The organism is Microbacterium sp. MTN4-26, assembly GCF_042846595.1.
Lineage (GTDB): Bacteria > Actinomycetota > Actinomycetes > Actinomycetales > Microbacteriaceae > Microbacterium > Microbacterium luteum.
The window spans coordinates 1-22,706 of sequence record NZ_BTGO01000016.1; the positions used below are offsets into that span (position 1 = coordinate 1).

At 65.4% G+C, this 22,706-nt stretch carries 19 protein-coding genes and 1 pseudogene; 5 read left to right on the forward strand and 15 right to left on the reverse strand.

Annotated features, from left to right (window positions below; all coding sequences use genetic code 11):
* The coding region (locus ACGG9C_RS13265) for a hypothetical protein (protein ID WP_390178717.1) at nucleotides 1-845 on the forward strand (845 nt) is incomplete at its 5' end.
* A gap of 402 nt (nucleotides 846-1,247) precedes the next feature.
* Here ACGG9C_RS13265 and ACGG9C_RS13270 read toward each other — a convergent pair.
* From ACGG9C_RS13270 to ACGG9C_RS13310, 9 genes and pseudogenes are all read right to left on the reverse strand, one after another.
* On the reverse strand, nucleotides 1,248-1,958 hold the full coding sequence (locus ACGG9C_RS13270) for a transcriptional regulator (RefSeq protein ID WP_390178718.1): 711 nt from the start codon (nucleotides 1,956-1,958) through the stop codon (nucleotides 1,248-1,250).
* A gap of 492 nt (nucleotides 1,959-2,450) precedes the next feature.
* Nucleotides 2,451-2,837: a hypothetical protein gene (locus ACGG9C_RS13275; RefSeq protein ID WP_390178719.1), complete on the reverse strand. Its 387-nt coding sequence runs from the start codon at nucleotides 2,835-2,837 to the stop codon at nucleotides 2,451-2,453.
* 277 nt (nucleotides 2,838-3,114) lie between these two features.
* Nucleotides 3,115-3,810 carry an ABC transporter ATP-binding protein gene (locus ACGG9C_RS13280; protein WP_390178734.1) on the reverse strand — a complete coding sequence of 232 codons (696 nt, stop codon included), beginning with the start codon at nucleotides 3,808-3,810 and terminating at the stop codon, nucleotides 3,115-3,117.
* A gap of 2 nt (nucleotides 3,811-3,812) precedes the next feature.
* Entirely contained in the window at nucleotides 3,813-4,736 is a 924-nt protein-coding gene (locus ACGG9C_RS13285) for an ABC transporter ATP-binding protein (protein WP_390178720.1), read from the reverse strand.
* A 4-nt stretch (nucleotides 4,737-4,740) separates the two neighbouring features.
* Entirely contained in the window at nucleotides 4,741-7,455 is a 2,715-nt protein-coding gene (locus ACGG9C_RS13290) for an FtsX-like permease family protein (RefSeq protein WP_390178721.1), read from the reverse strand.
* 8 nt (nucleotides 7,456-7,463) lie between these two features.
* On the reverse strand, nucleotides 7,464-9,683 hold the full coding sequence (locus ACGG9C_RS13295) for an FtsX-like permease family protein (protein WP_390178722.1): 2,220 nt from the start codon (nucleotides 9,681-9,683) through the stop codon (nucleotides 7,464-7,466).
* Nucleotides 9,684-9,825: 142 nt separating this feature from the next.
* Nucleotides 9,826-10,275, reverse strand: a complete 450-nt coding sequence (locus tag ACGG9C_RS13300) for a hypothetical protein (RefSeq protein ID WP_390178723.1) — start codon at nucleotides 10,273-10,275, stop codon at nucleotides 9,826-9,828.
* Between the two features lie 616 nt (nucleotides 10,276-10,891).
* Nucleotides 10,892-13,591 carry a type 2 lanthipeptide synthetase LanM gene (gene lanM / locus ACGG9C_RS13305; protein WP_390178724.1) on the reverse strand — a complete coding sequence of 900 codons (2,700 nt, stop codon included), beginning with the start codon at nucleotides 13,589-13,591 and terminating at the stop codon, nucleotides 10,892-10,894.
* A 425-nt stretch (nucleotides 13,592-14,016) separates the two neighbouring features.
* Nucleotides 14,017-14,271 (reverse strand): annotated as a pseudogene (locus ACGG9C_RS13310) (IS5/IS1182 family transposase); the annotation flags it as partial.
* A gap of 774 nt (nucleotides 14,272-15,045) precedes the next feature.
* On the opposite strand from ACGG9C_RS13310, the gene ACGG9C_RS13315 reads away from it, so the two are divergent.
* The 3 genes from ACGG9C_RS13315 (at nucleotide 15,046) to ACGG9C_RS13325 (ending at nucleotide 16,252) form a co-directional block, all read left to right on the forward strand.
* A complete protein-coding gene (locus ACGG9C_RS13315; protein WP_390178725.1) occupies nucleotides 15,046-15,249 on the forward strand; it encodes a hypothetical protein in 204 nt (67 codons plus the stop codon).
* 377 nt (nucleotides 15,250-15,626) lie between these two features.
* A complete protein-coding gene (locus tag ACGG9C_RS13320; RefSeq protein ID WP_390178726.1) occupies nucleotides 15,627-16,022 on the forward strand; it encodes a hypothetical protein in 396 nt (131 codons plus the stop codon).
* 92 nt (nucleotides 16,023-16,114) lie between these two features.
* Nucleotides 16,115-16,252 (forward strand): hypothetical protein, encoded by a 138-nt coding sequence (locus tag ACGG9C_RS13325; protein ID WP_390178727.1) that lies wholly within the window; start codon nucleotides 16,115-16,117, stop codon nucleotides 16,250-16,252.
* Between the two features lie 182 nt (nucleotides 16,253-16,434).
* Here ACGG9C_RS13325 and ACGG9C_RS13330 read toward each other — a convergent pair whose 3' ends face one another.
* The 3 genes from ACGG9C_RS13330 to ACGG9C_RS13340 all read right to left on the reverse strand — a co-directional run bounded on the left by ACGG9C_RS13330 (nucleotide 16,435) and on the right by ACGG9C_RS13340 (nucleotide 18,171).
* The gene (locus tag ACGG9C_RS13330) at nucleotides 16,435-16,656 is read right to left on the reverse strand and encodes a sigma factor-like helix-turn-helix DNA-binding protein (RefSeq protein ID WP_390178728.1); all 222 of its coding nucleotides are present in this window, start codon (nucleotides 16,654-16,656) and stop codon (nucleotides 16,435-16,437) included.
* A 343-nt stretch (nucleotides 16,657-16,999) separates the two neighbouring features.
* A complete protein-coding gene (locus ACGG9C_RS13335; RefSeq protein ID WP_194384143.1) occupies nucleotides 17,000-17,488 on the reverse strand; it encodes a GNAT family N-acetyltransferase in 489 nt (162 codons plus the stop codon).
* 44 nt (nucleotides 17,489-17,532) lie between these two features.
* Nucleotides 17,533-18,171 carry a GntR family transcriptional regulator gene (locus ACGG9C_RS13340; protein WP_071044235.1) on the reverse strand — a complete coding sequence of 213 codons (639 nt, stop codon included), beginning with the start codon at nucleotides 18,169-18,171 and terminating at the stop codon, nucleotides 17,533-17,535.
* 158 nt (nucleotides 18,172-18,329) lie between these two features.
* Here ACGG9C_RS13340 and ACGG9C_RS13345 point away from each other — a divergent pair, with 158 nt between their 5' ends.
* Nucleotides 18,330-18,536, forward strand: coding sequence for a cold-shock protein (locus ACGG9C_RS13345; protein ID WP_071044236.1), 207 nt, complete (start codon nucleotides 18,330-18,332; stop codon nucleotides 18,534-18,536).
* A gap of 64 nt (nucleotides 18,537-18,600) precedes the next feature.
* On the opposite strand, the gene ACGG9C_RS13350 is transcribed toward ACGG9C_RS13345, so the two are convergent.
* From ACGG9C_RS13350 to ACGG9C_RS13360, 3 genes are read right to left on the reverse strand one after another with little or no spacing between them, the layout of a single operon-like run.
* Nucleotides 18,601-20,676 carry a bifunctional lysylphosphatidylglycerol flippase/synthetase MprF gene (locus ACGG9C_RS13350; protein WP_071044237.1) on the reverse strand — a complete coding sequence of 692 codons (2,076 nt, stop codon included), beginning with the start codon at nucleotides 20,674-20,676 and terminating at the stop codon, nucleotides 18,601-18,603.
* A gap of 57 nt (nucleotides 20,677-20,733) precedes the next feature.
* On the reverse strand, nucleotides 20,734-21,999 hold the full coding sequence (locus ACGG9C_RS13355; protein WP_390178729.1) for a hypothetical protein: 1,266 nt from the start codon (nucleotides 21,997-21,999) through the stop codon (nucleotides 20,734-20,736).
* Entirely contained in the window at nucleotides 21,992-22,675 is a 684-nt protein-coding gene (locus ACGG9C_RS13360) for an HAD hydrolase-like protein (protein WP_071044239.1), read from the reverse strand. The genes ACGG9C_RS13355 and ACGG9C_RS13360 overlap by 8 nt, the downstream gene beginning before the upstream one ends.
* Nucleotides 22,676-22,706 lie beyond the last annotated feature (31 nt).

Consider the following 22,706-nt stretch of genomic DNA (forward strand, 5'->3'; position numbering starts at 1 on the left):
CGACGCCGTCGCTTGAGCTCGACCATATCCGGTACTGGTACAACGCGCCCGAGCCGGTCTACCTAGCGCTGTACGTCGAATCCGCCGACGCGTTCCTAGCCGCAGACATGCGCGGACTTGTCGACGAGCAAGGAGGACTTGCCAACCTCGGGAAACCAGATCAGCAAACCACGACATTCAAGCTGTTCAAGGCAGACACCCTGGAGAGCGCTCTCGAGCACATGCCGAGACACCGATCCATGCGGATCGATGGTCCCGCATGGCGCGGGCGTCCACTCGGGCACGGGTTCGACCCGCTCCGAAGCGTCCTTGCACCGATGGACCCTGGGCTATTCGTCGACATCATCGGTCGGCTCCTTACAGCACATGACTTCCGCCTCACCGAAACCGGCAGGTCGCTCGAGAACGCGCTCAGCGTAAACGACGCAACGGTCCTGCAAGGCAGCCTGCTTCTCACGTACGAGTGGGTGCTGCCGATGACGACGGAGTTCGGGTTCGACGAGGGTTCTGATTTCCGCATCGAGGGTGCCCCACTCCACGCGCAGGGAGACGTCCTGGTCGTGGTAGACCCCACCGGCGTCGCCACGCCTGAAACCATAGGAGTCGACCTCAAATCGCTCGCCGAAGCCATCGGTACCGACCGCGTGATCGTAGTGGCTAACGCGCATTTCCTGCCCAAGCAATTCGGTCAGTGGTCCGCCGGGCTCCGCAACTTTGGCCTTCTTTGCCAGCCTCAGGACTTGGGAAGTCTCACATTCAACGTCCTGACGACGACGAACGTCTTCGTGGAGTTCAACAGTCGTCTTGCCTTCGACTACGTCAACTACCTTCGGCCCACTAGCTGATCCCGCTCACGCTTGACCGTCCCATCCCACAGGGTCATAGTGACCGTCACGATGCCGAGATTAACGAACTCCGCCTACTCCAGCTCCGACGCGAGCTGGCCGGAGTGTGGAGCTCTAATTCCACCGCCTTGTTCCTGCTGTCCGCTTCGGAACAGTGGGCGCTTCATGAATACTTCCGTCTTGGCGAGAAGCGGGGCGACGCGGACCTGCTGGCGCACCGCTCCGCCGTATCCGCCTCTGACGTGTGCTCGCCGCAGCGCGCCGGACGAACCGTCACCAAGCGGCGAGCGGAGCGGGAACTGCTCAAAAGGCACCTGATGCTTACGCGATCGGGCGCGTCATCTATCGTCGTACAGGGGTCGAGCGAGTCGCGCCGGAGACGCCTCGGAACACTCTAGAACCTCAGCTGCCGTCCACAAGTTCGCTCAAGCCAAAGAACGCTGGTCCCGTGTTTCCGATTTGCCGGAGGGCCTCTTCTGTGGTTGAAAACACGTGAATCTTGGCGTCAGGAAGTTCGGGCGACGCGTTAGCGACACCATCGAAACCGTTGCTGAGCATGAACGGTAAGTGAAGCCCTGATCGAGCGATCACCGTCGTCCGCATCTTGCGACCCAGGGCTATTCCTAGCTCGACTAGCGCACCTGACGGCTTGACTACCTCCTCGAGTTGCACATAGACGAGCGCCTGCGAGTTGACGAGATTCCTGATGTTGCTTGCCGTAGCAATGCTGGGTGCGATCAGTTGATCAATGCTCGTGATAGCGCGACCAGGCCAGTGCACGCTGTAGCCGTTCTCGACGAGTGCTTCATAAAGCACGTTCACCGCGGAATGCGCACGCGGGATTGCCTCCTCGGCCACCCCGGTGATGGGAGTCGCGAGGTAAAGATCGAAGCGCTGGCGCATCCGCTTCAACGCGTCTGAGAACTCAGTTCCCCCCAGACTGTTGTCGATCTGACGCGCGAGGTCTTCGGTCCACGGCTGATGACCGTTGACGAACTTACTTAGGCGTGGCGCGCTCATGCCGAGTTCGGACGCGAGGGCCGATTGCTTCTTCTTGCGCGTTGCCAAGGCGCTACGGAGCCTTTCGCCGAGTTGCCGAGCGAATTCATCCATTGCAGAAACATACTGCACTTTTCGCATCGTTGTCGACAGAGTCGAAACCCCGCTTCAAGGATAAGAAGTAGACCCAAGAGTCGGAGCGTGGCAGGCAACCATCGATACGTGCTTGGCATCGACGCCGCCGCGGCAGGCTACTTACCCTTGTGCTAGGAGAGCGATAGTTCGGTCGAAAGGAGGTCATCATGGGAATGCGCAGCGCACATGAGCTGAGAGGGACGTTCCTGACCCACGCGTTCGCCGTGATGGCCGTAGTGATCGTTCTGACAGGAGTCGCCGTCGTGGTGGCGGGTGTTCTGCGTGATCGCGCTGATGTGAGTTGGCTCGGGGCCGGCCTCATCGTGATCGCAGCGTTCTTCGGATCGATCGCCATTTTCGCATCCGGTAGGTCAGGACGAGTGCGGCTCAGCGTGAGGACCGGTCGTCTTGACCTGGAGTCTTCCGTGAACGAAATCGTAGAGAAGCGGTCGACGACTGCTCGACAGAAGATCAGCCGTAAGGGTGCAGCTCCTGGGCGAGATCTGACATGAGTATTTGAGCGTCCTGGATTACGCGCCGGTAGTTCTCGGGGTACACCTCATTAGCAAATGTACGAATCGTGTCTATGTTCTGGACGACGGCCTCGTAGCGGTCGATGTTGTCTATGCGCCACCGTTCGACGATGCTCCACTGGAAGTCGGGCTGAGTCGTGAGCTCGTGCGCGAACTCCGAACCGAGGACTGCAGGTGGACGGCCGTCGAGGACGTCGGAGAGGAAGTCATCGAACACCGCGAATGTCTTGGCTGCCTCTTCGCGAACCAGGTCGCGTTCAACGTCAGACTCACTAGTTGAGCGAGCCGAGGGGCGGCCGAAAATGCGGAGCGCGCGCGCCATCACGAGACCAGTCTGGCGCTCAGCATCGTGCCGATCAACGTCGGCTCGCCGAGAAGACTCGCTTCGGTCTCGTTCGCCGAAAGCAGGATCAGTTTCTTCCATAGTCGGTTGAACGCGTCCAGTTTGGGTCGTACTTGTTGTCCATGCCCTTACTATGCACGCTCGACCCTCCGTTGACGAGCCGTAGATTTTACAACGCCCATGAGGGGCGCTCCGATGTGCCGAGACGTGAGCCCCGACCTTCTACCACTAGCCGAGACGGCGTGCTCTTACGAACGAGCTACGCTTCCTGCCGGGTGACCTGTCCGTCGTGCAGTTCGATCACGTGGTCGGCGCGTTGCACGAGCAGCGGATCATGAGTGGAGACGACCGCCGCGAGCCCCTGCGAGCGCACGAGGTCGCCGAGGAGGTCCATGACGGCCGCAGCGGTGCGGGTGTCGAGTTGGCCCGTTGGCTCGTCGGCGATGAGTACCCGGGGTCGGGCGACAATAGCCCGGGCGATACCCACCCGCTGCTGTTGACCGCCAGAAAGCTCGCCGGGGCGCTGCGCGGAGTGCGCGGACAGTCCGACGAGGCGCAGTGCGTCTGCGACACGTTTGTCGCGCTCGGCGGCCGAGGTTCGGGTGATCCGCAGCGGTAGCTCGACGTTTTCGGCCGCAGAGAGAATCGGGATAAGCCCGAATGACTGGAAAACAAACCCGAGCGTCTCTCTACGCACTCGAGCGAGCCCGTCTTCGTCGAGGGTGTCGAGGTCTGTCCCGGTTAGTAGCACACGACCCGACGTGGGGCGCTCCAGTCCCCCCAGCATGTTCAGGAGGGTCGTCTTGCCTGCCCCCGAGGCTCCGCGCACGACGACAAGCTGGCCCTCCCCCACGTCGATATCAACGTTGACGCAGGCGTGTACGTCGCCTGCTGCCGACGGAAAGGTGCGGGTGAGATTTTCGCCCCGTAGCGCAACGAGTTCAGCCCTGGGCACCCTCACAGCTTCTCCCCTCGGCGCTGAGGCAACGACGATGAGGCCGGCCACACCCCGACATGGTCGGGTTCGAGAGCTAGGCGGACGCGATCACGCAAATCGAGCGCTGCGACGAACTCATCCGGTAGCTGCAGGCGGCCCACGCGGTCGAGCACGGCATACTCCTCGGCGATCTGCTCCTCCGTGCCAGCCTCGTCGCGACGCATCGAGCGCAGTACCTCTGTCGAGGTGCGGCCATCGCGGATCTGCACCGTGCGTGCGACGTGATCGGAAACGCTCGGGTCGTGTGTGACGATGAGGGTCGTCACACCCAATTCGCGATTGACCGACCGCATAGCCTCGAGCACCTGCGCGCTCGTGGCGTCGTCAAGTTCGCCAGTCGGTTCGTCCGCAAGCAGCACCCGCGGCCGGTTCGCAAGACTGACGGCGATGGCCGCGAGCTGCTGCTCGCCGCCCGACATCGCCTCCGGCAGTCGTTCAGCGCAGTGCGACACATTGAGCAGATCGAGGAGATCCGCGATCCGCTTACGTCGCTCGACGGCGGAGACCCGGCCGGCGACCGCGAGCGCGGCGGCAATGTTTTCGGCGACCGTGAAGTAGGACAATAGGTTACGGGAGCTCTGCTGCCACACGAAGCCGACACTGTGACGACGGAACCGCACCCGCTCCTTCTCCTTCATCGTAAGCAGATCGTGGCCCGCAACACGGGCGATGCCCGCGCTCGGGGTGTCCAAGCTCGACAGAATCGACAGCAGCGTCGACTTACCGGACCCCGAAGCGCCGACCAGAGCTACTATTTCTCCCGATTCGACGTTCAGGTTAAGCCCCTGAAGCGCCTGAACTTCGACGCCGGGTCCGCTTCGCACGGGCACGCGGAAGATGCGTACCAGGTCAGCGCAGAGGATGTCTGGCTCAAGCGCGGTCATGTCCCTATCCTTCCTCTACTGAACGAAGCGCACTGGTCAAGCGCGCCCGTCTCGCGACAAGCAGGGCGATGGTCGTGAGGGTGGCAACGAGCCCGACGAACCCGACAAGTGTCAGCCCAAGGATTCCGAGGTCCAGCGCGTAGGAGGGGCTAATCGTGGATCCGGTGAAAGGTCGCAGATCGACCGCAGCCATCACGACGAGTGGCACCACAGCGCCGAACGCCGCTCCGACCACGACCGCAGCGACAGCGGGCGGCCCCACCTCCCACGCCGCGACAGACCTCATCGCTCGGCGCGATGCTCCGAGCGTGCGAAGCAGCGCCACGAGCCGAACCCGCGTGGGCGTGCCGAGGGTGAGGGTAAGAACGAGGGCAAGGGAGCTCAGCACCGCCGAGAGCCCGGTGGCCAATAAGAGAGCGATCCTGACCCCCTGGACGGCAGGCGCAGAGGCGGTCTGTGCGTTGATCTCGTCGGCGGTGTCGATCTGCACCGCGTCGCCGAGCACTTCACGCACGCCGTCGGCAACGTTCACGGCGGCTGCGTTGGGCTCGAGCGACAGCAGCAGGGTACGCGCCACCGGGACACCACCGAGGATTTGCTCGGCGGCCGAGACGTCGACGGCCACCCAATTCTGCCGAGTGCCTATCGGCACCGGTCCGTCGACGACCCCCACAATCCGCACCGGCACTCCGTTCAGGCTCGTATCGGTGCTGTCCTCGATGGTGCGCGCCGCGCTGGCCGAAGCGACGATGGTCACGTCTCCCGTGGCTGCCGAGCCGAGGGAGACTTTCGGCGGCAACAGGCCTGGACCCTCACCCTGCACAGCGCGCACGGTCCCCGCATCGACGACGAAAACCATCGTTGCGCCTTCGTCTTCTCCCGACGCGATTGTGACCGGCTCGGCACCGGAGATCGCCGCCATGGCCGCGACTCCATCGACATCCTGAACCGCCCCCAGTACGTCACCGACGAAAACACCGCCAGTGACGCGCATGTCCGATCCGACCTGCGCCCGAGAAGCTTCCGTCGCGCCCGACTGCAGGATCGAGAGCAACACACCGCTCAGCACAGCCACTGAGACACCCACCACGAGCGCCAAAACCGGGATGAGCCCTAGCGAGGGTTCGCGCATCGCCCGCGCGGCACCAAGGAAGCTGTCGAGCCCCGGCCGTCGCCGCGCCCAACGATAAAGTCCGCTCAGCGGGATCGGGTAGAGCCGCAAGGTCACCAGGCACGCTGCAAGCGCGAGTAGCAGAGGCGTCGCCGCGAGCAGCACGTCGACGCCGACGCTATACCCCCGTAGAAGCAGCAGCGTCAAGGCGAGTACGGCGAGGAAAGCCACGAGAACGTCCACCACGACGCGAGCCCGGGTGCCTCGTGCCTGGATGTCGGTACGGGTCCGAGGCTTTGCAACCGACGGCGCCATCACTGCCAACAGAATCGGTGGCGCCGCACCGATCAGCAACGCGGCAAGGAACCAGACGGGCTGAACTGTCTCGACGCGCAACGCGCTAGCCAGCGCGAGCGCCGCCGCGGCACCGAGCGCGGCCGGCGCGACGCCGACGATGGTTCCGTCGATCCCCGCCACCGCTCTCACCTGGCTCCGTGAGGCACCCCTCGCGGACAGTAGCCGCAGGCTCCTACGTCGACCTTCGATAATTGCGCGGCAGCCCAGCAGGAGCACTGCCGCGCCCGCACCGGCCGGTCCTGCGATGATCATCGCGAGCACACCTACCATCGCCGTGACCTGTGCGCGGGCGGCATCGAGCTCGGGCAGGATCGGCGCGTCGAAACGGATCTGTTCCGCGCCATAGCCGGCTCCATCATCGCCGGTGGGGTGCGAGACAGCTGTGAAAGAGCGCAGAGAAGAGGCCGTCGCCGCGGCGTTTCGACCCGTGACCTCGTCGGCCACGAGCGGATACCACGCGAGAGTCGTCCCGCGTCCGGTGAGACAACATGTCACGAGCGACGCCGGATGAGCGAAGGCGGTTCCGGTGACCCTGCGGGGCTCATTTCCGTCGTCGATGATCTGAGGGCTCAGCACAGATGTGACGTGCTGCCAGTAATCCGCGGTGGGTTCAGCGGCCTCAAATACGCCCACAAGGACGAGCTCGACGGCCGGGGCCGTCCCGACTACGCGCGTCTCGTCGATTCCCCAGGACAGTTCACGCGCCGTGTCGCGGGATATCACCACCTCGATGCGATTGGCCACACCAGCCGGTAGAGGCGGCCAGGCCGACGAGGCGAACCCCGCCGCAGCGACCGGCAGGCGGCCCTCGATGAGCTCGATCTCGGCTTCATACGCAGGATCGAAAGCGACAGTGAGGCTTTGTGTGCGCCCCGATCCGGCGATGGGGTTGTCGAGATTGCGTGTGACCATGCGGGCCGGCTGCAGTATCGCAGGAACGGGTGAGCCCGCCTCATCGCGTATCTGCTCGACGGCCGACGCGAACGGTCCCCATACTTGTTCGGTCGTCCAGGGCTCCGCCGGCGAGTCGAGGATAGACAGCGGATAGCCCACGGTCTCGCTCACAACGTCCGTCTGTGTAGGGGGAAGTCGGTCAAGTCGGTCGCGGATCGTCAAGTCGGCGAGGATCGCCAGCAGCATCGGTGCGGCTGTTGCCAGAAATGCCAGTACCACCACGAGGAGGGCGACCACGATACCGCCGCCCGCGCCGTGCGACCGCAGATGACGTACAGTCAGGGCAACGGCGCCCACGTGTCTAGTCATTTGATGTCCTCTACCACCGTTGCAGCCCGAGCGCGGCGTGTTACGTCGACGCCGGCGAACGCGACCACTAAGGAGAGACCGGCGGCGAAGAAGCCGAGAGTGACCGCCAGCGAAGTGACGTCGAAAGCGAGGTGCGAAGCCGCTGGCAGGACACCCGGTGTGACCACCAGAACGAAGGTCGGGACGATCAGCGCCGCCGCGACGATTCCCGCCGTCACACCTCCGCCGACCGCCATGGCAAACACCCCTCCGAGCTCAACGGCGCGCATGCGCGCCAGTTCGCGCGCTTTCACCCCGAGAGCATGAAGCACAGCGATCTCAAGCCGACGGGAACTGGCGAGCGTCTGGGTGATGGCGAAGGCGGCCACGAGTGTCAGCAGAACCGCCCCAGCGGTCGCGATCCACCATCCGCCCCTGAGCGCGCCGACAACCTCGACCGCCGCGTTCGGCTCGGCGGTGACCACGGGAAGCCCGCCTAGAACATCGCCCAGAGTGTCGGCGGCTGCGGCCCGCCCTGCCGCCCACACAGCGTTGGTGGGTGTCGTCGAGCTTCCACGCTGCAACTGCGAGACCAGAAGCTGCTCGAGCGGGAGCATGATTGCTGCGCCGGAACCAGTCCCGGGGATGACGTCCGTGATCGCGGACACGATAGCCTCGCCACGACGGCCCGAGCCGGCATACCGGAACTCCGCCCTCTCGCCGACCCCAAGCCCGAGCCGCGCGGCGAGGTCTGCGCTGACGACCGCCCCGACCGGGGCAGCCGTCGATACGCCACCGGTTCCACCGTCCGCGACCCACAGGACGCCGTCGCCGCCCGGTTCGTCTAGCGTGACTTCGCCGCTCACCGGAAGCACCGCGCCGCCGATTCCCGCTGCTGACCGAAGGGCGACCGTGGCGGAGCTGCCGCCGAGGCTCGGCGACAGGCTCGTCGTCACGGCAAGCAGGCGCCATGGGTCGGCGCCCTCGGGTAACGCCGTCTCCGCAATGGCGGCACCGTCGCGCCCGTCGGCGGCATCAGGGACGACCTTCATCGACACTGAGAAGGGAGCTCCTGAGGCATCCAGGAGGACGGCACCTATACGGACGTCAGCAGACCCGCTGTCCGTGCCGGTCACGGACAGCGTCACTCGAACTCCGGTCGCCGCCTCACCGAGCGCTAGGGGTTCGGCAACGACCGTGCCGGGCTCGTCGGCCGCTAGCGCTAGCAGGGCGCTGTCTACGAGCCCGCCCGCCGGCGAGATGACCTCTTCGGCCATCGCGACTGGCAGCGCCACGAGGTCGGCCGTTGTCTCCCCGATCTCGACGGCCCCGGATAATGCAGCCGAAGCCGCAGTGACGCCGACCACCTCGCGCGCTAGTGCTACGTCCCCGGGGGAGATGGTCGAGGGCACGGCGTCCACCCGCAGTTCGGCGCCCGCTTCTGCCGCAGCGGAATCGGAGGTCATCCGCTCCCAGGTTGCCCCGTACGCGGAGGCGAAGACCACCTGCCCGCTCGTGAGAGCGACCAGAAGGATCGCGACGGCGAAGACGCCGAGCCTGCGGGAGACTTGTCGCGCCGGCAGCCCTGGGGATAGACCGGAGCGGGAGGCGGCCACACGGGAAAGCACTACCGCGAGGATGCCAAACACGAGCAGCACCCCCAGCGCCCCGGTCAGCAACACTGCGGCCGGGGCAATCGCGACCACTGGGTCGAAGCCCTTACCCCTCGCCTTTGGGAGCTGCCAGACGGCGATGACGGCGACCGCTAGCACGACAACAGGAACGGTCAGGTTGATCGCGCGGGTTGACCTGGTCGAGACACGCGCGGCTTCCTCGCGCCGAGAGGACACCGTGTGGACAATTGCCAGGAGGGCGGCGGTGGCCGCCGCCCAGCCCAAGAACCGCGGCGCGGATGCCGCACCAACATTGCCAGCGGCCATGCCCGCACCCGTACCAATGAGGCCTCCGATCAAAGCGACGGTGGCTCCCTCGGTAGAGGCTGCCACCCATGCCTGAACTCGCGATAGGCCCCGAGCGCGGAGCGTTTCAGTCTCGTGTGTGCGCGCGACTGCCAGCAGCCGGGCCAGCTGCCATACGCCCGCGCCGGCGAGCAGTGCGACGAGCACCACCAGTGCCGTGGCCCCGCGGGTTTGCGTCGTGAGGTCGGTCGCGTCAAGACCGGACACGGCTACCACACGCGCTCCCACGTTCTTGAACCACGTCAGTGCGACGACCACCGTGCATACGGACAGAGCCACGGTCGACGTGAGACAAGCCAGAAGACCAACGTGTGTGCGCGCACGCACTGCGGCAATAGTCCTCACAGTACCGACGCGGTCACGCATCAGAATCACTTGTCCGACTCGTCATTCTCCGCACCTACAGAGCGAGCGGGGTGGAGATGAAGGTGACGTTCATTTCGGAGGCCGGCACCCCAACAGCGACTCCCGCCGAGACTGACGAACCATCATGCCCGACCATAGGAGGCTGGTCCAAGCAATGGTTGCCGGTCTTCCGGTGAGACTCGGCGAGTTCACGGCCCCACGATGTCGCTACGCGTTGGAGGTGAGGGAACACGGTCACCCAGGCATCGTTGTCCTCGAGCGATAGCCACGCGGACGTGACCTCCCCATTCGCTCCGGCAATGAGGATGAAGGATCGGAGCAGGTCAACGGGAGACAACCCTTTGGCCGCGATGGTGACGGCTTGGATGGTAACGATAGGTTGAATGCTCTGTGTTCCGTTCCCTTCGAGTCCCCGCTCTGAAATGGCCAACCGCCCCGAGACCACCCGAATGGCAGACGCACCCACGTAGGCGAGATAGTCCACGCTAGCTGCGTCAATTGCCGTCAGACGAGGGCTGTAATTGCCCACGTTGCGAGAGCGATAGTAAGCGTCGCGCCGGACGTATTCCAACTTCGGCGAAGAAGAGGAGCCCTGTCGCCTGCTCTATCGCATTCGGCCTGTAGGGCGTTGGCACTCCCGGCGGCCTCGACGCCATCCTCGTGGCCGGGCCGGAGATGCTCCATAGGTACGACATTGACTCCGCGATCCACCCCCGTCGATGCGTGCGCTGTTGCGACGATGCTGGCGGAGCCTGAGAGCATTGCAATCGGTCGAATCTTCTGCTTGCCCAGATGGAACGTGGGCGCGTGCTGGCCCGTGACACGAATGCGACTTGAGCCAGAGAAGCTGAATGCTCGAAATGGGTTGCGGATCAAGTACTCACCATTTCGATAGCTAACGGACGGGTAAGCCCACAGGAACCACACGACCCAGAATGTTAGCGCTGCCGGAGCAAGTACCATCTCGGGTTGCACCCGCGGCGGCAACGCCAGTACGGCCACGGCTAGCAACGCGAAGACTATCGGTAGCGCGATATCAAGCGCCGCGGCGTAAGGAAGTCGGATATGCCAGTGCACGCGAGTGGCGCCTCTCTCGTCGGTTAGCTAGGAACAGAAGACAGCAAGACGAAAGGCACAGAGGCTGGACGCTCGGCAAAAGCGAGCGCATACAGAGCGCCAGCCCGTCCAAGCAGAAGCCCGCTGTTTAGACTGAAAGCATCGTCGGCGTAGGACCGCATACCCAGGTCTTCAAGTACGGCTTGCCGGTAGCTGTGCAGCTGGTCGGAGAGCGTGTCAACGTTCGCGGAGTGTCGAGACCGGATCCACGCGAGAGTGGCCAGGCGCCCGGCGCGTCCATGACAAAGAGTGGCTGAATCCGGCGGCGGTGTGCGGGCCCAACCTAGGATCATGTCTTTTTCAGTGCGAGGAAGATTCAGGCCCGAATCGATAGCGCTAATCAGGATCCCGTCGGCGCCGTGACACCATGCATGGAAGTCTCCCTCAGGGGCGTTCTGCCCCGTTCGGAGGTCCTTCCACATACCAGTTTCTGCATCGAACAGTGCGCGTTGCGCCTGCCATGCCCGGCGCGCAAGCGCGAGACCGATGTCGGATTCGGAGCGCGCCAGTGCCCACGCGATCCCGGCGACGCCGTGACTGAATCCACCGAGCCACTCGCCATGTTGATCCGGCCACGTCGCCCCGTAGCCCTCCTGCTCCTTCGCCGCGGACTCAAGAATCTGGATCGAGCGATTTCGCAGAGCCAAGATCGCGGCCGTGTCAGTGAACCCTGCTCGACGCAAGTTGCTCGCGAGTGCGAGCACGCCGGCAGCGCCGGAGACTATGTCGGTGCCTACACTCGCATCTAGGTCTCGAGCTGCACGATGCAGCGACGTCTCCAAAATCTGGCGATACCTGGGCTCATCTGGTTCCAAAGACATCATTGATGCCGCAAAAAGTGCCGCGCCGGCTACACCGTTGAATAGGCCAACCGGAAGCTGGCCATCCGTCTCGACCGTGCTGATCACCGCATCCGAGACTTGCGAGATCAATGCGCTGGCTCGACCATCGCGAATGTCAAACGCATGAAGGCCTGATAGGAGCGCTAGAGCTGTCCCAGTCGCCCCACCGTACAGATCTAACACGGACGACTGAACACGGTAACCACCGACGTCACTCAACACGAGACTTTCCCACAGGGGCTGATCTCCATGGTGGGTCACGTCCTCGACAAGTTGACCAATGGCGTGCCGCACAACCTGATCGGCTGATGTAAAGCGCGCCGTCTGCCCGCCGATCGGCAAGGCTTGGTTTCCAAACTCGGTCATGAGGCGTCTCACGCAAGCACGACGCATCCGAGTGCGTTCTGACTTCGTCGCGAAGGATTCGATGCGCTCCGCCACACCAGCGAGACCAGACCGCGTTTCCAACTCACTGTCCTGGACCTCAATGCAACCAGCGATCGGAGCTTCAAAGCGCGGTATCGATCCACGGGACAACTCGCGGAGCTCGACTTCAATGATCGTCGTGAACTCTGGCCCATGCTCGGCAGTAAGCCGGCTTCCGATGAAATCCCGAGTACGGTCATCCGAGACGGCGAAGTTCGGGAAGCTCGTGAGTCGGAGCAGATCTGCGTAGAACTGAGTCGGACGTAGCACTAGTCGCGCCGAAGCTTCTGCGTGCTCGAGAAGTGCGAGAATCGTTTCGCGAGCATCAAGCAGTGCCCGCCCAGTCGATTCGAACCCGCTCAAGAACTCGGTCGTGAGCGAGGGGTGCCATCTCCCAGTGCTGAAGTTCGTCTCGACGGTCGCGCGTCTTGGTGCTTCGCGAGACAGATAGAGGCGATCCGTACCGTCGTTGACGGGCGCATGCACTTCGTACGGCATGGCGAACTGCTCCTGATAGCCGATGACGCCCCAATTCGCGCCGATGCCCTTTTCGTCAACTCGTACGTGGAAGGGCAGGATAGCCACGCCACCAAGGTGGTCGGTTGGCAGGTCCGGAAACCAGCCGACGGGCTCGGGTGGTGCTGGACCGCATTCAGGGTCGACCACAACGGGTCCGCGCTCCGTGAGGAGGACGTTCTCATGGTGGAGGTCCGAAAGGCCGATCGCGTAGGAAATCGCTAGCAAGCTCCCAAGCTGCCGAACGACAGGAGCCGCCAGTTCACTACTCGGTGATTCCGAAACGAACTCTTGCCAGTGATAGGTCGACCGGTCGACTACGTCTGCGCTCGGTAGTGGCGCGCGCGCGTCGTTTACGACGTCGAGGATCGCCTTGAAGAGTGTGTCAGGGCCAGCAGATCGTGGCCTATAGACAAGGCGATCTCCAGATCTCATCGTGAGAATGCACGTAGCAAGTCCATGATGCGAGTCGCCGGCAACGTGGACCTCGGAAATTTCCGCATCGTAGATCGCAAGTGATGACTCGCGAAGCAGGTCGGAATCAAGCTCGAGCCTGTCCGCCATCAGGACCAGGTTGCCGAGGTAATCCTCCACACGGGCCCACTCTCGATGCCACAACGCGGGGTATTTATGAGAGAAGTGTGACTCTAGGTAGCCGCTGCGAACCGCTTCGATGAAGTCCGCGTAGTTGCTAGCCCCGTTCGCGTTCGCGAATCGTTTGCCAATGCGAGCGAGGTTGATCTCGATGACGATGCAGCGCGCGAGTCGCATCCCCACTTCTGCGCTGATTCGTTCTAGGGCGATATCGATATCGCCCATGCGTGACAAGTCGCGCCCCGTCACCCGAACGACATAGTCAACGAACGCGCGCCCCCCGTCCGCGAGGAGGGAGTTCGTCACCAACGGTGTGCCTGATCGAGGAATTTCGGGTGGCAGGCTCCTTGCGCGCCGCGCAAGCGTTTCGTCACTCTCGTTCGGGCGTGTCAGTGCCGACACAACTAGCGGCCTAACACCCGCACATCAAGGTCGTACCGACCGGGCCGCAGGTGTAGGTCGTGCAGCAACGCGACATCGCCGACGTCCAGCAGTGGAAGGAGGAGTAAGAATTCATAGGCATCTCGATGGCAGTCGCATCAATTGTGTCGATACGCGGGATCGGCGACGCGAACTCTGCTTCAAGTTCGCCGAGCACCCATGCCTCGCTGATCATCGCGAGATCGTCAATTGTGGTCTGCATGTCAAGTCCCCCCTGAACTCCGTGTGACACGTTCCTTAGAGTGTGGAGTACCACCACTTCGAGGGTCAAGAGAAAATCTCACGGCGGATGAGACGCCAGCCTCGCCGGGCGTGACCACGGTCGCCAGCGGCAACCCGCGGCTATCGACGAGCTGGTGGGTTTTCGTCGACACCCCGCCTCGTGAGCGACCGAGGCCATGGTCAGGCGGATCGAGCGTCAGATTCTTGACACTCGATCCTGCCCCTGTGATGCGTGTGATGTTCGTCACGTGCTGATGCGCGCGAGCGATAGCGGAATCCACCGACACCGCCAACCGAGCAGGATTCGCCGCTACCAGCCGCGCCGTGGCACCGCGTTCATGCACAGGAGGCTGCGTAACGCAGGACTCCGATTGCGTCTCTGTCTTCTCGTCAGATCCCGAAGCCTCAGCCCGGCTGCGGCGGATCGTCGGACGTACCGCCATCGACGACTACTCCCGCATCGCCTGCGCGTAGATCTGTTCTGAGCCAACTCTTGACATCGAGCGCGTGCTCGAACAACGGCTCGGCATATAAGTCTCACGCATGGCGCGCCGCCTGCTCACGGCTCGGGATCACAGCGAACAACCCTCCCCTGCAAGCCCCAGACCGGCGGAGAGATTGAGCGCTTCCACCGAAGTCACTCGCCGACGGATGGGCCCACGCCAGGCCATCTCCTCAGAAACCTTCCCGGGAGATGCGCTTCCGGGCTGGCTGTGCTTCTAAAGTCATCACAGGTACGGCTCCACAATCGAAACCCCACCCACTAGCAGGGTCGAGAATCACCCTGCCGGAACATCACACCTAGCGGCCTAGCACCCGCACATCGAGGTCGTACCGACCGGGCCGCAGGTGTAGGTCGTGCAGCAACGCGACATCGCCGACGTCCAGCAACTCAGGGATGGGCCGGGGCACTGGGCGGAGGCCATCGATGGCATCTCGATGGCAGTCGCATCAATTGTGTCGATACGCGGGATCGGCGACGCGAACTCTGCTTCAAGTTCGCCGAGCACCCATGCCTCGCTGATCATCGCGAGATCGTCAATTGTGGTCTGCATGTCAAGTCCCCCCTGAACTCCGTGTGACACGTTCCTTAGAGTGTGGAGTACCACCACTTCGAGGGTCAAGAGAAAATCTCACGCCGACGCAGACATGAGGGCTATCTTGCGCAGGGCTCCGTTCAAGCGACGCTCGACGCAGACCTTCAGGCCGAAGTCAGGTTCGGACTGGATCAGTCGCTCACGACCGAAGAGGACTTCCTAGAGAACATTCAGATCTTCATCGAGCAGGGCGAGGCGTGGTGAGAGGTGGAGAACGCTATCGCGGAGTACCGTGCAAAGGCCGCTCGGACTTCACCCGCCGATTGGGACGCGCTCGCGGCCTCCACGGAGCATGAGCTGAAAGCCATCGAAAGCGCCTGGACGCAGGACTATCGAGGCGCCGGGGGAATCCCTGTTCGCTGCGGCCGAATCGTTGGCGACGGCGCAGTCCGCGCGCCGACAACGAGCGATGCTCATGTTTCGGTCCGCCGTCTACACGAACGTCGCCGGGCGCTCGATCGACGACGAGACACTCGTCAAAGCCGCTGCGAGCCTCGCGAACCAGTCTGTCCTCGCGGCAACGCCCGCCACGTGGATGCGATCCCTCTCTGCCTCTTCCGCAAGAGCCAGAGAGGGGCCGCATGGGCGCTGACCTGGTTGCAGTCGAGTGGTTCTCCGTCCTGGTCGCGGCGGTGACGAAGACAACCAAGCACGACGCTAGGGTCGCAGAAACGCACGCCGGGCTGGCCTCCGTTTCGCACAAGACGTACGAACCGGCGCTCTCGACTCTCGGCGAGCTGCTCGGCGCCGAGGCCTGGAAGCCAGACGGGGACGCGAGAGCCGATTCCGTCTGGTGCTGGGCCGACGAGCGCTGGATCACGCTCGAAGCGAAGTCGGAGCCTCATGCCGGCATCACCGAGGAGAAGCGTGTTCCCGCGATGGTGGCAGTCATCGACACCAGCTTGATCTCGAGCCGCATCAGCTTATCGATGACCAGGAAGGTGTCCGTAGGGGCGTTGACAGCCTCGACCGCATGATCGACCTCGCGGCCAGCCGGGGTGACGCCCTCGACGCCACGGGAAGCACGATCGGCGAGCCCGACGAGGCCTTTCGCGGATAGGGGCTGGCGATGGCGTACGCGATTCCGCACAGCGCCCCCGTCGCGAAGGCGCTGCACGAGCAGCGTGACCGGTTCCGGGAGATTCTGGCGATTTACGAGACGTCACCGGACCTGGTGGGTATCGGCGGCGGGGTGACGCCGGAGTAGATCCAGCGACAGATCGACGGTCTCGACCGCTACCTGGCAACACCAGAAATGGCTTCCGAGGCGAGAGCGCTCGGCCTCATCACGGATCCCGAAGCGGATACGTAGTAGCCCGCGACTGCGGGCGGAGAGAGCTTCTCATCGAGCCCTCCGCCCGCGGAGGCGGGTTCTTTTCATGTCCGGGCTCACCGGCCGCGCTTGAGTACGTTCCGGACGGTTCCTTCGGAGAACCCGACCCGCTGGGCGATGCGCTCATAAGAGAGCCCTTCGGCGCGCAGCGTGAACGTCAGGGCAACTTCCTCGTCGTTCATCGAGATCGGGCGCAGTGGGACACCAGAGCGACGCAGGCGGTGACGAACAGTCCATTCGTTGATGCCGTGCTTCCTGGCAACGTCAGTCGCTTTCATGCCGGATTGGTAATCCGCCACAATCTGGGCGTTTATCTCAGCACTGAGGCGCTTCGGGCCCTTGCGAGGGGCGTCTCCAAGCGTGCGCACCACGTTCTCTTTCCGGGTTCGCCGAAGCAGCGACCCCAGTTGCTTTGTGGCCCGCTCTCGATTGCAGTGGGATTGCAGGACCCGCACCCAGAGAAACCCCCGGTTCCCCGGGGGTTTTCGCGTTCCCGCCTCCCGTCGTTCCCGCCCCGGCCCGACCGGCCCGGCCCGTCGAGAAACGCCTTTCCGCGCGAGACACCGCGCGACGCGTGGTTTCTCGGGCCGAATGTGGTTTCTCGCTGTGGTCGCGGGCGGGTCACTCGAGGACCGGAGCGAGGGTGAGCGTGATCTCCTCGACCTCGCGTCCGAGGGCAGGTGCGAACGACATCGTGCGCGACACCTCGGTGAAGCCGGCCTTGGCGAGCACCGCCAGAGAGGCGGTGTTGGATGCGGCCGCGCGGGCGAACAGCGGGCGCTCGGGCTCCCGCGAGATGAGCAGGCGCAGCGCCTCGCTCGCGACCCCACGTCCCCATGCGTGATGCGCGATCCAAAAGGTCACCTCGCGGTCGCCGTCGACGGTGAACAGCGCCGCCGTCCCGGCGAAGCCGCCGTTCTCGGTCACGACGTACATCTGCACGCCGTCGGCGGCTCGCTCGCGGGCGATCCAGGCGTCGAAGGCCTCCCGGTCACTCGGGTCGGCCGCGGTGAAGGCGGCCATATCGACCGCATCGGGCGTGCGCATCATCTCGAAGACGGCGTCGAGGTCGTCGTCGCCGAGGTCGCGGAGTTCCACGTGTGCAGCCACGACACCAATTTAGTCCCCGACCGCATCGACCACGCGGTCGCGCGTCAGTCCAGTCCGTAGACGGCGCGAACCGCGCGCTCGGCGCGGATGCCGTCGCGAGCCAGAAGGGCGTCGCGCAGCTCGCGGTACTTCGCGGTGCGCTCCTCGACATCGGTGAAGTACGGCTGCCATTGGCTGGTGTATCGGCGAATCGCCAGCTGCGCTTCCTTCATCACCTTCAATCGCATGACGTTGCCGGCCGTGAACATCAGGTGTGAGAACAGGCGCCACGACGCCTGCACGATGGCCGGGTAGTCGTCGGAGGCGGAGGCTTCGACGACGACGTCGGCGAGATCGACGGAGGTGGCGATGTCCTCGTCGCTCCCGCGCTTCATCGCGAATCGCGCGGCGTTCGCGGCCGAGAGCACCAGGAACTCCCGGACGTCTTCGCGGCTCTTCTGCGAGGGGATCGACACGCGGGTGTAGCGGTTCGGCGCGACCTCGACCAGGCCCACGCGCTCCAGGCGCTGAAGCGCCTCGCGCACGGGGGTGCGCGAGACCCCGAGGCGTCGGGCGAGTTCGTGATCTCGCAGGCGCTCGCCCGGTGCGAGGGTGCCGTCGATGATGGCCTCGCCGACGCGCGCGTACACCTCGTCACCGAGGACGGTGCCGCGAGGATCGAAGGGCCGGAGCGACTCGGACATGTCGTCGGCCAGTGTAGGCCGCGGGTCTGAGAGCGACCCTGCCTTCGCAACGTTTGGGTCACTGTCTCAAACGGGGGGTGTGCCGGAGGGCCACGTTCAGTAGCGTGTACCGTGATTCGCGCCGAACGTGCGCGGACACCCAGTAAGAACGGCACGTCATGAGCACGCAGGGTACGGTCAAGTGGTTCAACGCGGAGAAGGGCTTCGGCTTCATCGCTCCCGATGAAGGCGGCGCAGACGTCTTCGCCCACTACACCGCGATCGAGTCCAAGGGATACCGCTCCCTCGAAGAGAACCAGCGGGTCGAGTTCGAGATCGCCCAGGGGCCCAAGGGTCTCCAGGCTGAGGCCATCCGACCCCTCTGAACCTGAATCCGCGGCCCGTCCGCGGATTCGCGGCGGAGCCCGGTCCGTATCCTCGGACCGGGCTTCAGTCGCGCTCGCCGCGCACGAGCTCCAGGCCCGCGCCGGCGAACTGACGCAGCGTCGCGTCGGGCAGGAAGGCCTTCGTGAGCCCGGCGGCGATGGCCGGCAGATCCCCTTCGTCGCGGTAAAGCAGATACATGGTCTCGTACCGCGGATTGAACTTCTGCTTGAAGCGGTGCAGTGACCGGAAGCCGTAGACCGGCTCCAGCGTCTCGGCGAGCCGGTCGGTGAGGTCGGCGATGAGGCCCGCGTCGGCGGGATTCTCGTGCGCGAGCGGTGCTCCCGACAGCGACAGGATCTGCGCCCCCTCCTCAGCGAAGTGCTTGGCGGACGAGCCGATCAGGAACTCCATCACCGGCCCGAAGCCGCCCTCGCGGCGGCGCATGAGATCGAGGGTCCACCCGCGCACCACACCGTCCGGGCCGTACACCGGCAACCAGGACAGGAACCCGTCGACATCTCCCTTCGGCGACAGCGCGAGCGCCAGCCGCACCTCGGGATCCCGGGCCTCGGTGAGGGTTCCGAGCGTGAAGCCCATCTCGGGAAGGCCCTTGTCGCCCACCCACATCTCCGAGATCGCGCGGATCTGCTGCTGCACCCCCCACGCCTCGTCGCCGTACCGCGACATCCGAAAGGTCATCTCCTCGCGACCCGCGCGGTTCAGGGAGGACCGCACCGAGTTCCACGCCTTGCCCTTGAACTCCAGACCAGGAAGATCGACGATCGTGTCGTCGGCGACAACGAGGGAGCGCCACCCGGCGGGGATCGCGGCGCGCGTCGCCTCTCCCGCGCTGAAGAAGCACGGTGTGAGCGCCGCGCGTTCGGCCGCGTCGATGAAGCCCCGCACCACATCGGGGCGACCGGCTTCCGGACCGAGGGGATCGCCGAGCGCAATGGCGACACCGCGGCGGTTCTGGAATCCGACGACACCGCCGGCGATCGTCGCGTACGACATGTCGGACCACGTCGTCATCCACGACAGTGTGCCGCCGCCGTCGGTGCGGATCACGTCCTTCACCTCGGCCACGGTGGGTGGGGTCGCCGTGCCGAGGCCGGTGCGCCGGCGAACCGCGAACGCGCGACGCACCCACAGGATGTAGACGAGCATCAGCAGCCACATGACGGCGCTCGTCATCGCGAGTTCGGTCTCGGCGTCGATGACGGCCTCGAGCTGCGCTTCGCTGGCGACGATGATGACGGCGAGGACCAGGGCGCCGGTGAGCACGTTCAGCGACGCCAGCACGATGCTCACCACCCACGCCCATCGCCGGCCGCGGCGCATGCCGTTGGCGACCAGGAGGATGATCACGACGTCGATCGCCGCATCGAGGTAGCCGCCGGATGCCGGCTCGGTGGGACCGAACATCCCGTCGGTCGGAACGAGGAGCACGACCACCTGCACGGCGCCGATGACGACCATGCCGAAGAACGCCAGGAACCGCTGCTCCCGCACGCTGGAGCGCTGGACGGTGAGGGACCGATCGACGAACAGCACGAGCAGCACGGCGAGCAGATGCTCGACATCGGCGATCTGGCCCCAGAAGAGCAGCGCGAGGAAGGACAGCGCGATCAGCAGCAGCCACGCGCGCACTCGCCAGGGAGAGACGAAGAGACCGACGGCCGCGGCGATGCAGGCCATCGTGCCGCCCGAGGCGCCGACATCGAGCGCGGCGGCCTGCGTCTGCGCCCATTCCCACGGAGCCATCGCGGCCAGCCACAGCACGAGCGCGGTCGCGAGCACCGCGAAGGCCTGCCCGATGGCGTAGTAGAGGAGTGCGACGCGTGATCCGCGGCGGTACTCCAGGTAGGCCATGCCGGCGAAGCTCGAGATCGTGAAGATGTAGACCCACGGCTGGTTGACGAAGAACGTGCCCGTCACGACCGTCCACCATCGTCCCTCGGCGAACGCCGGCAGGCCGTAGGCGACCGCATCGAACAGGTCGTTCTCTTCGAACGGAGACCACAGTCCGCCCCACACCACGCCGACGATGAGGATCACGCCGATGAAGGTGAGAGTGGCGGGCATGCGCCGGATGACGGCGAAGACGGGGCGGGACGTTTTCGTCGAGGCCTCACTCATGGCCCTCACCCTATCGAGCGGGATGCGGCGCGCGTGGCTGCGGATCAGGCCTTCGGATCAGTGGCCGTGCAGGCGGTCGTAGTCGGCGAGGGCCTTCGCGTCCTCGGCCTCGCGCATGGCGCGGCGCGCGGCGTCGAGCGCGGCGACCGGGTCGGCGGATGCGCGGGCGTTGGCGAGCTCGCGCTGCGCGGAGCGGAGCCGCGATCGCGCGTCCGCGCTGCCGTGGGTGTGCGTGGCGACCGCCTCGGCCATCGCCACCGCGTTGCGGGCGGCCGCGAGGGTTCCGGGCAGGGCCGTGCGCGCGCCACGGAGTCGCTGCTGCGCCGTGCGGGCATCGCCCAGCGCGAGGTCGAGTCGATCGCGCAGCCGGGCGATACGGTCGATCGTCCACGTCGGGCGACGGGCGGCATCCCGTTCGAGGGCGTTCAGGTCCGCCTCGATCGCCCTCACCTCATCGGCCAGGCGATCGGCGTCGTCGGGGGGCAGCGATCCTCGCGACAGCACCGCCTGCCGCATCGCCGTGCGCGTGGCCTCGAACTCGCCCGAGAGGGCCTGCGAGGCCTGCGAGATGAGGCGATACGACTCTTCGAAGGCGCGGGCGTCGGCCTCGGCCTGGCGCAACGCGCGTTCCGCCGCTGCGATGTCGGCCAGGGCGTTGCGCGACGGGTCCTCGGCGGCCGCGGCCGCCGCATCGAGTCGCACCTGCGCTTCGGCGGCTTCGGTGACGGCGTTGGTCGCGGCATCCGACGCGGTGCGCCATTCATCCTCGGCGAAGCTCGCCGCGAGCTGATCCAGGAGCGGGGCGGGGTCGCCCATCGAGGCGCGCAGATCGTCGAGGCGTCGCCGCGTGGCGGCCAGCTGAGAGCCCGCGGTGACGTGGCGACCCATCCACTCGACGTGGTCGGAACGGGCGTGGCGGATGGCCGTGGCGGCCTTGTCGGCCTGCTCGCGGATGCGCGCGGCGCCACGGCGCACCTCAACCGGCGTCGCGGCCGGCAGGGAGATCGTGCGGTACAGGTCGAAACCCGCGTCGCGGGTGTGCTGCGCCGTCAGGCGCGCGCGTCGCAGCGAGGCCGGGGCGTCACCGCCGTAGAGCGCGCCCGACAGTCCCACCTCGAGCTCGAGCTCGGCGATCGCGTCGTCCAGGCGCACCAGAACCGCGCCCGCTTCGAGGCGCTCCGCCTCCGCGCGCTTCCGCGCGGCGGGCGAGCGGCGTGCGCGGCGCACTCCCCACACCAGCACGGCGACCGCCAGCGCCGCGACGCCGAAGACCACAACAGCCGGGATGACCCAGCCGATCACCGTGCCTGCGACGTCATCCATCGGCGTCGGTGAGGAGCAGCAGGTCGCGCAGCTGAGCCACGTCGTCGACGGCGGCCTGGGCACCCTCAGCCTCGTGCGGCCAGCTGAAGCCCCAGCCGACGAAGATCACGGGCACGTCGTGCGCCGCCCCGCCCTCGACGTCGTGGTGCCGGTCGCCGACGAGCACCGGTCGCGACGTGTCGACACCGGCCGCCGCGAGCCGCCGCAGCGCCTCGGCGACGATGTCGGCCTTCGTGGCGAGCGTCTTCTCGTCGGGGGTGGACCCGACCGTGGCGGTGAAGCACGGGGCCAGATCGAAGTGGTCCATGAGTGCCGCGACCTGGTTCTCGGGCTTGGAGCTGGCGGTCGCCTGCGGGATGCCGCACGCGTGCGCCTCCTGGATCAGCTCACCGACCCCCGGGAAGAGCTTCGCGCCGGTCGTGTATCCGTCGGCCTTGCCGAGCGTGCGGTAGAACGCGACGGCCTCGGTGGCCTGCTCGGGGCTCATGCCGACGTTCGTCTGGAACGACTCGTACATGGGAGGGCCGATCCAGTGCACCAGCTCGGCGCGGGTCGGCTTGGGCTTGCCGAAGTGCTCGAGGGCCACGGTGAGGCGACGCAGGATGCCGTCGGACGCATCCACGATGGTGCCGTCGACATCCCAGAGGATGCAGGTCCAGGGGGAGCGTGTCGCCATGCTCCCAGACTACGGGGCCGGGAAGCGGCCT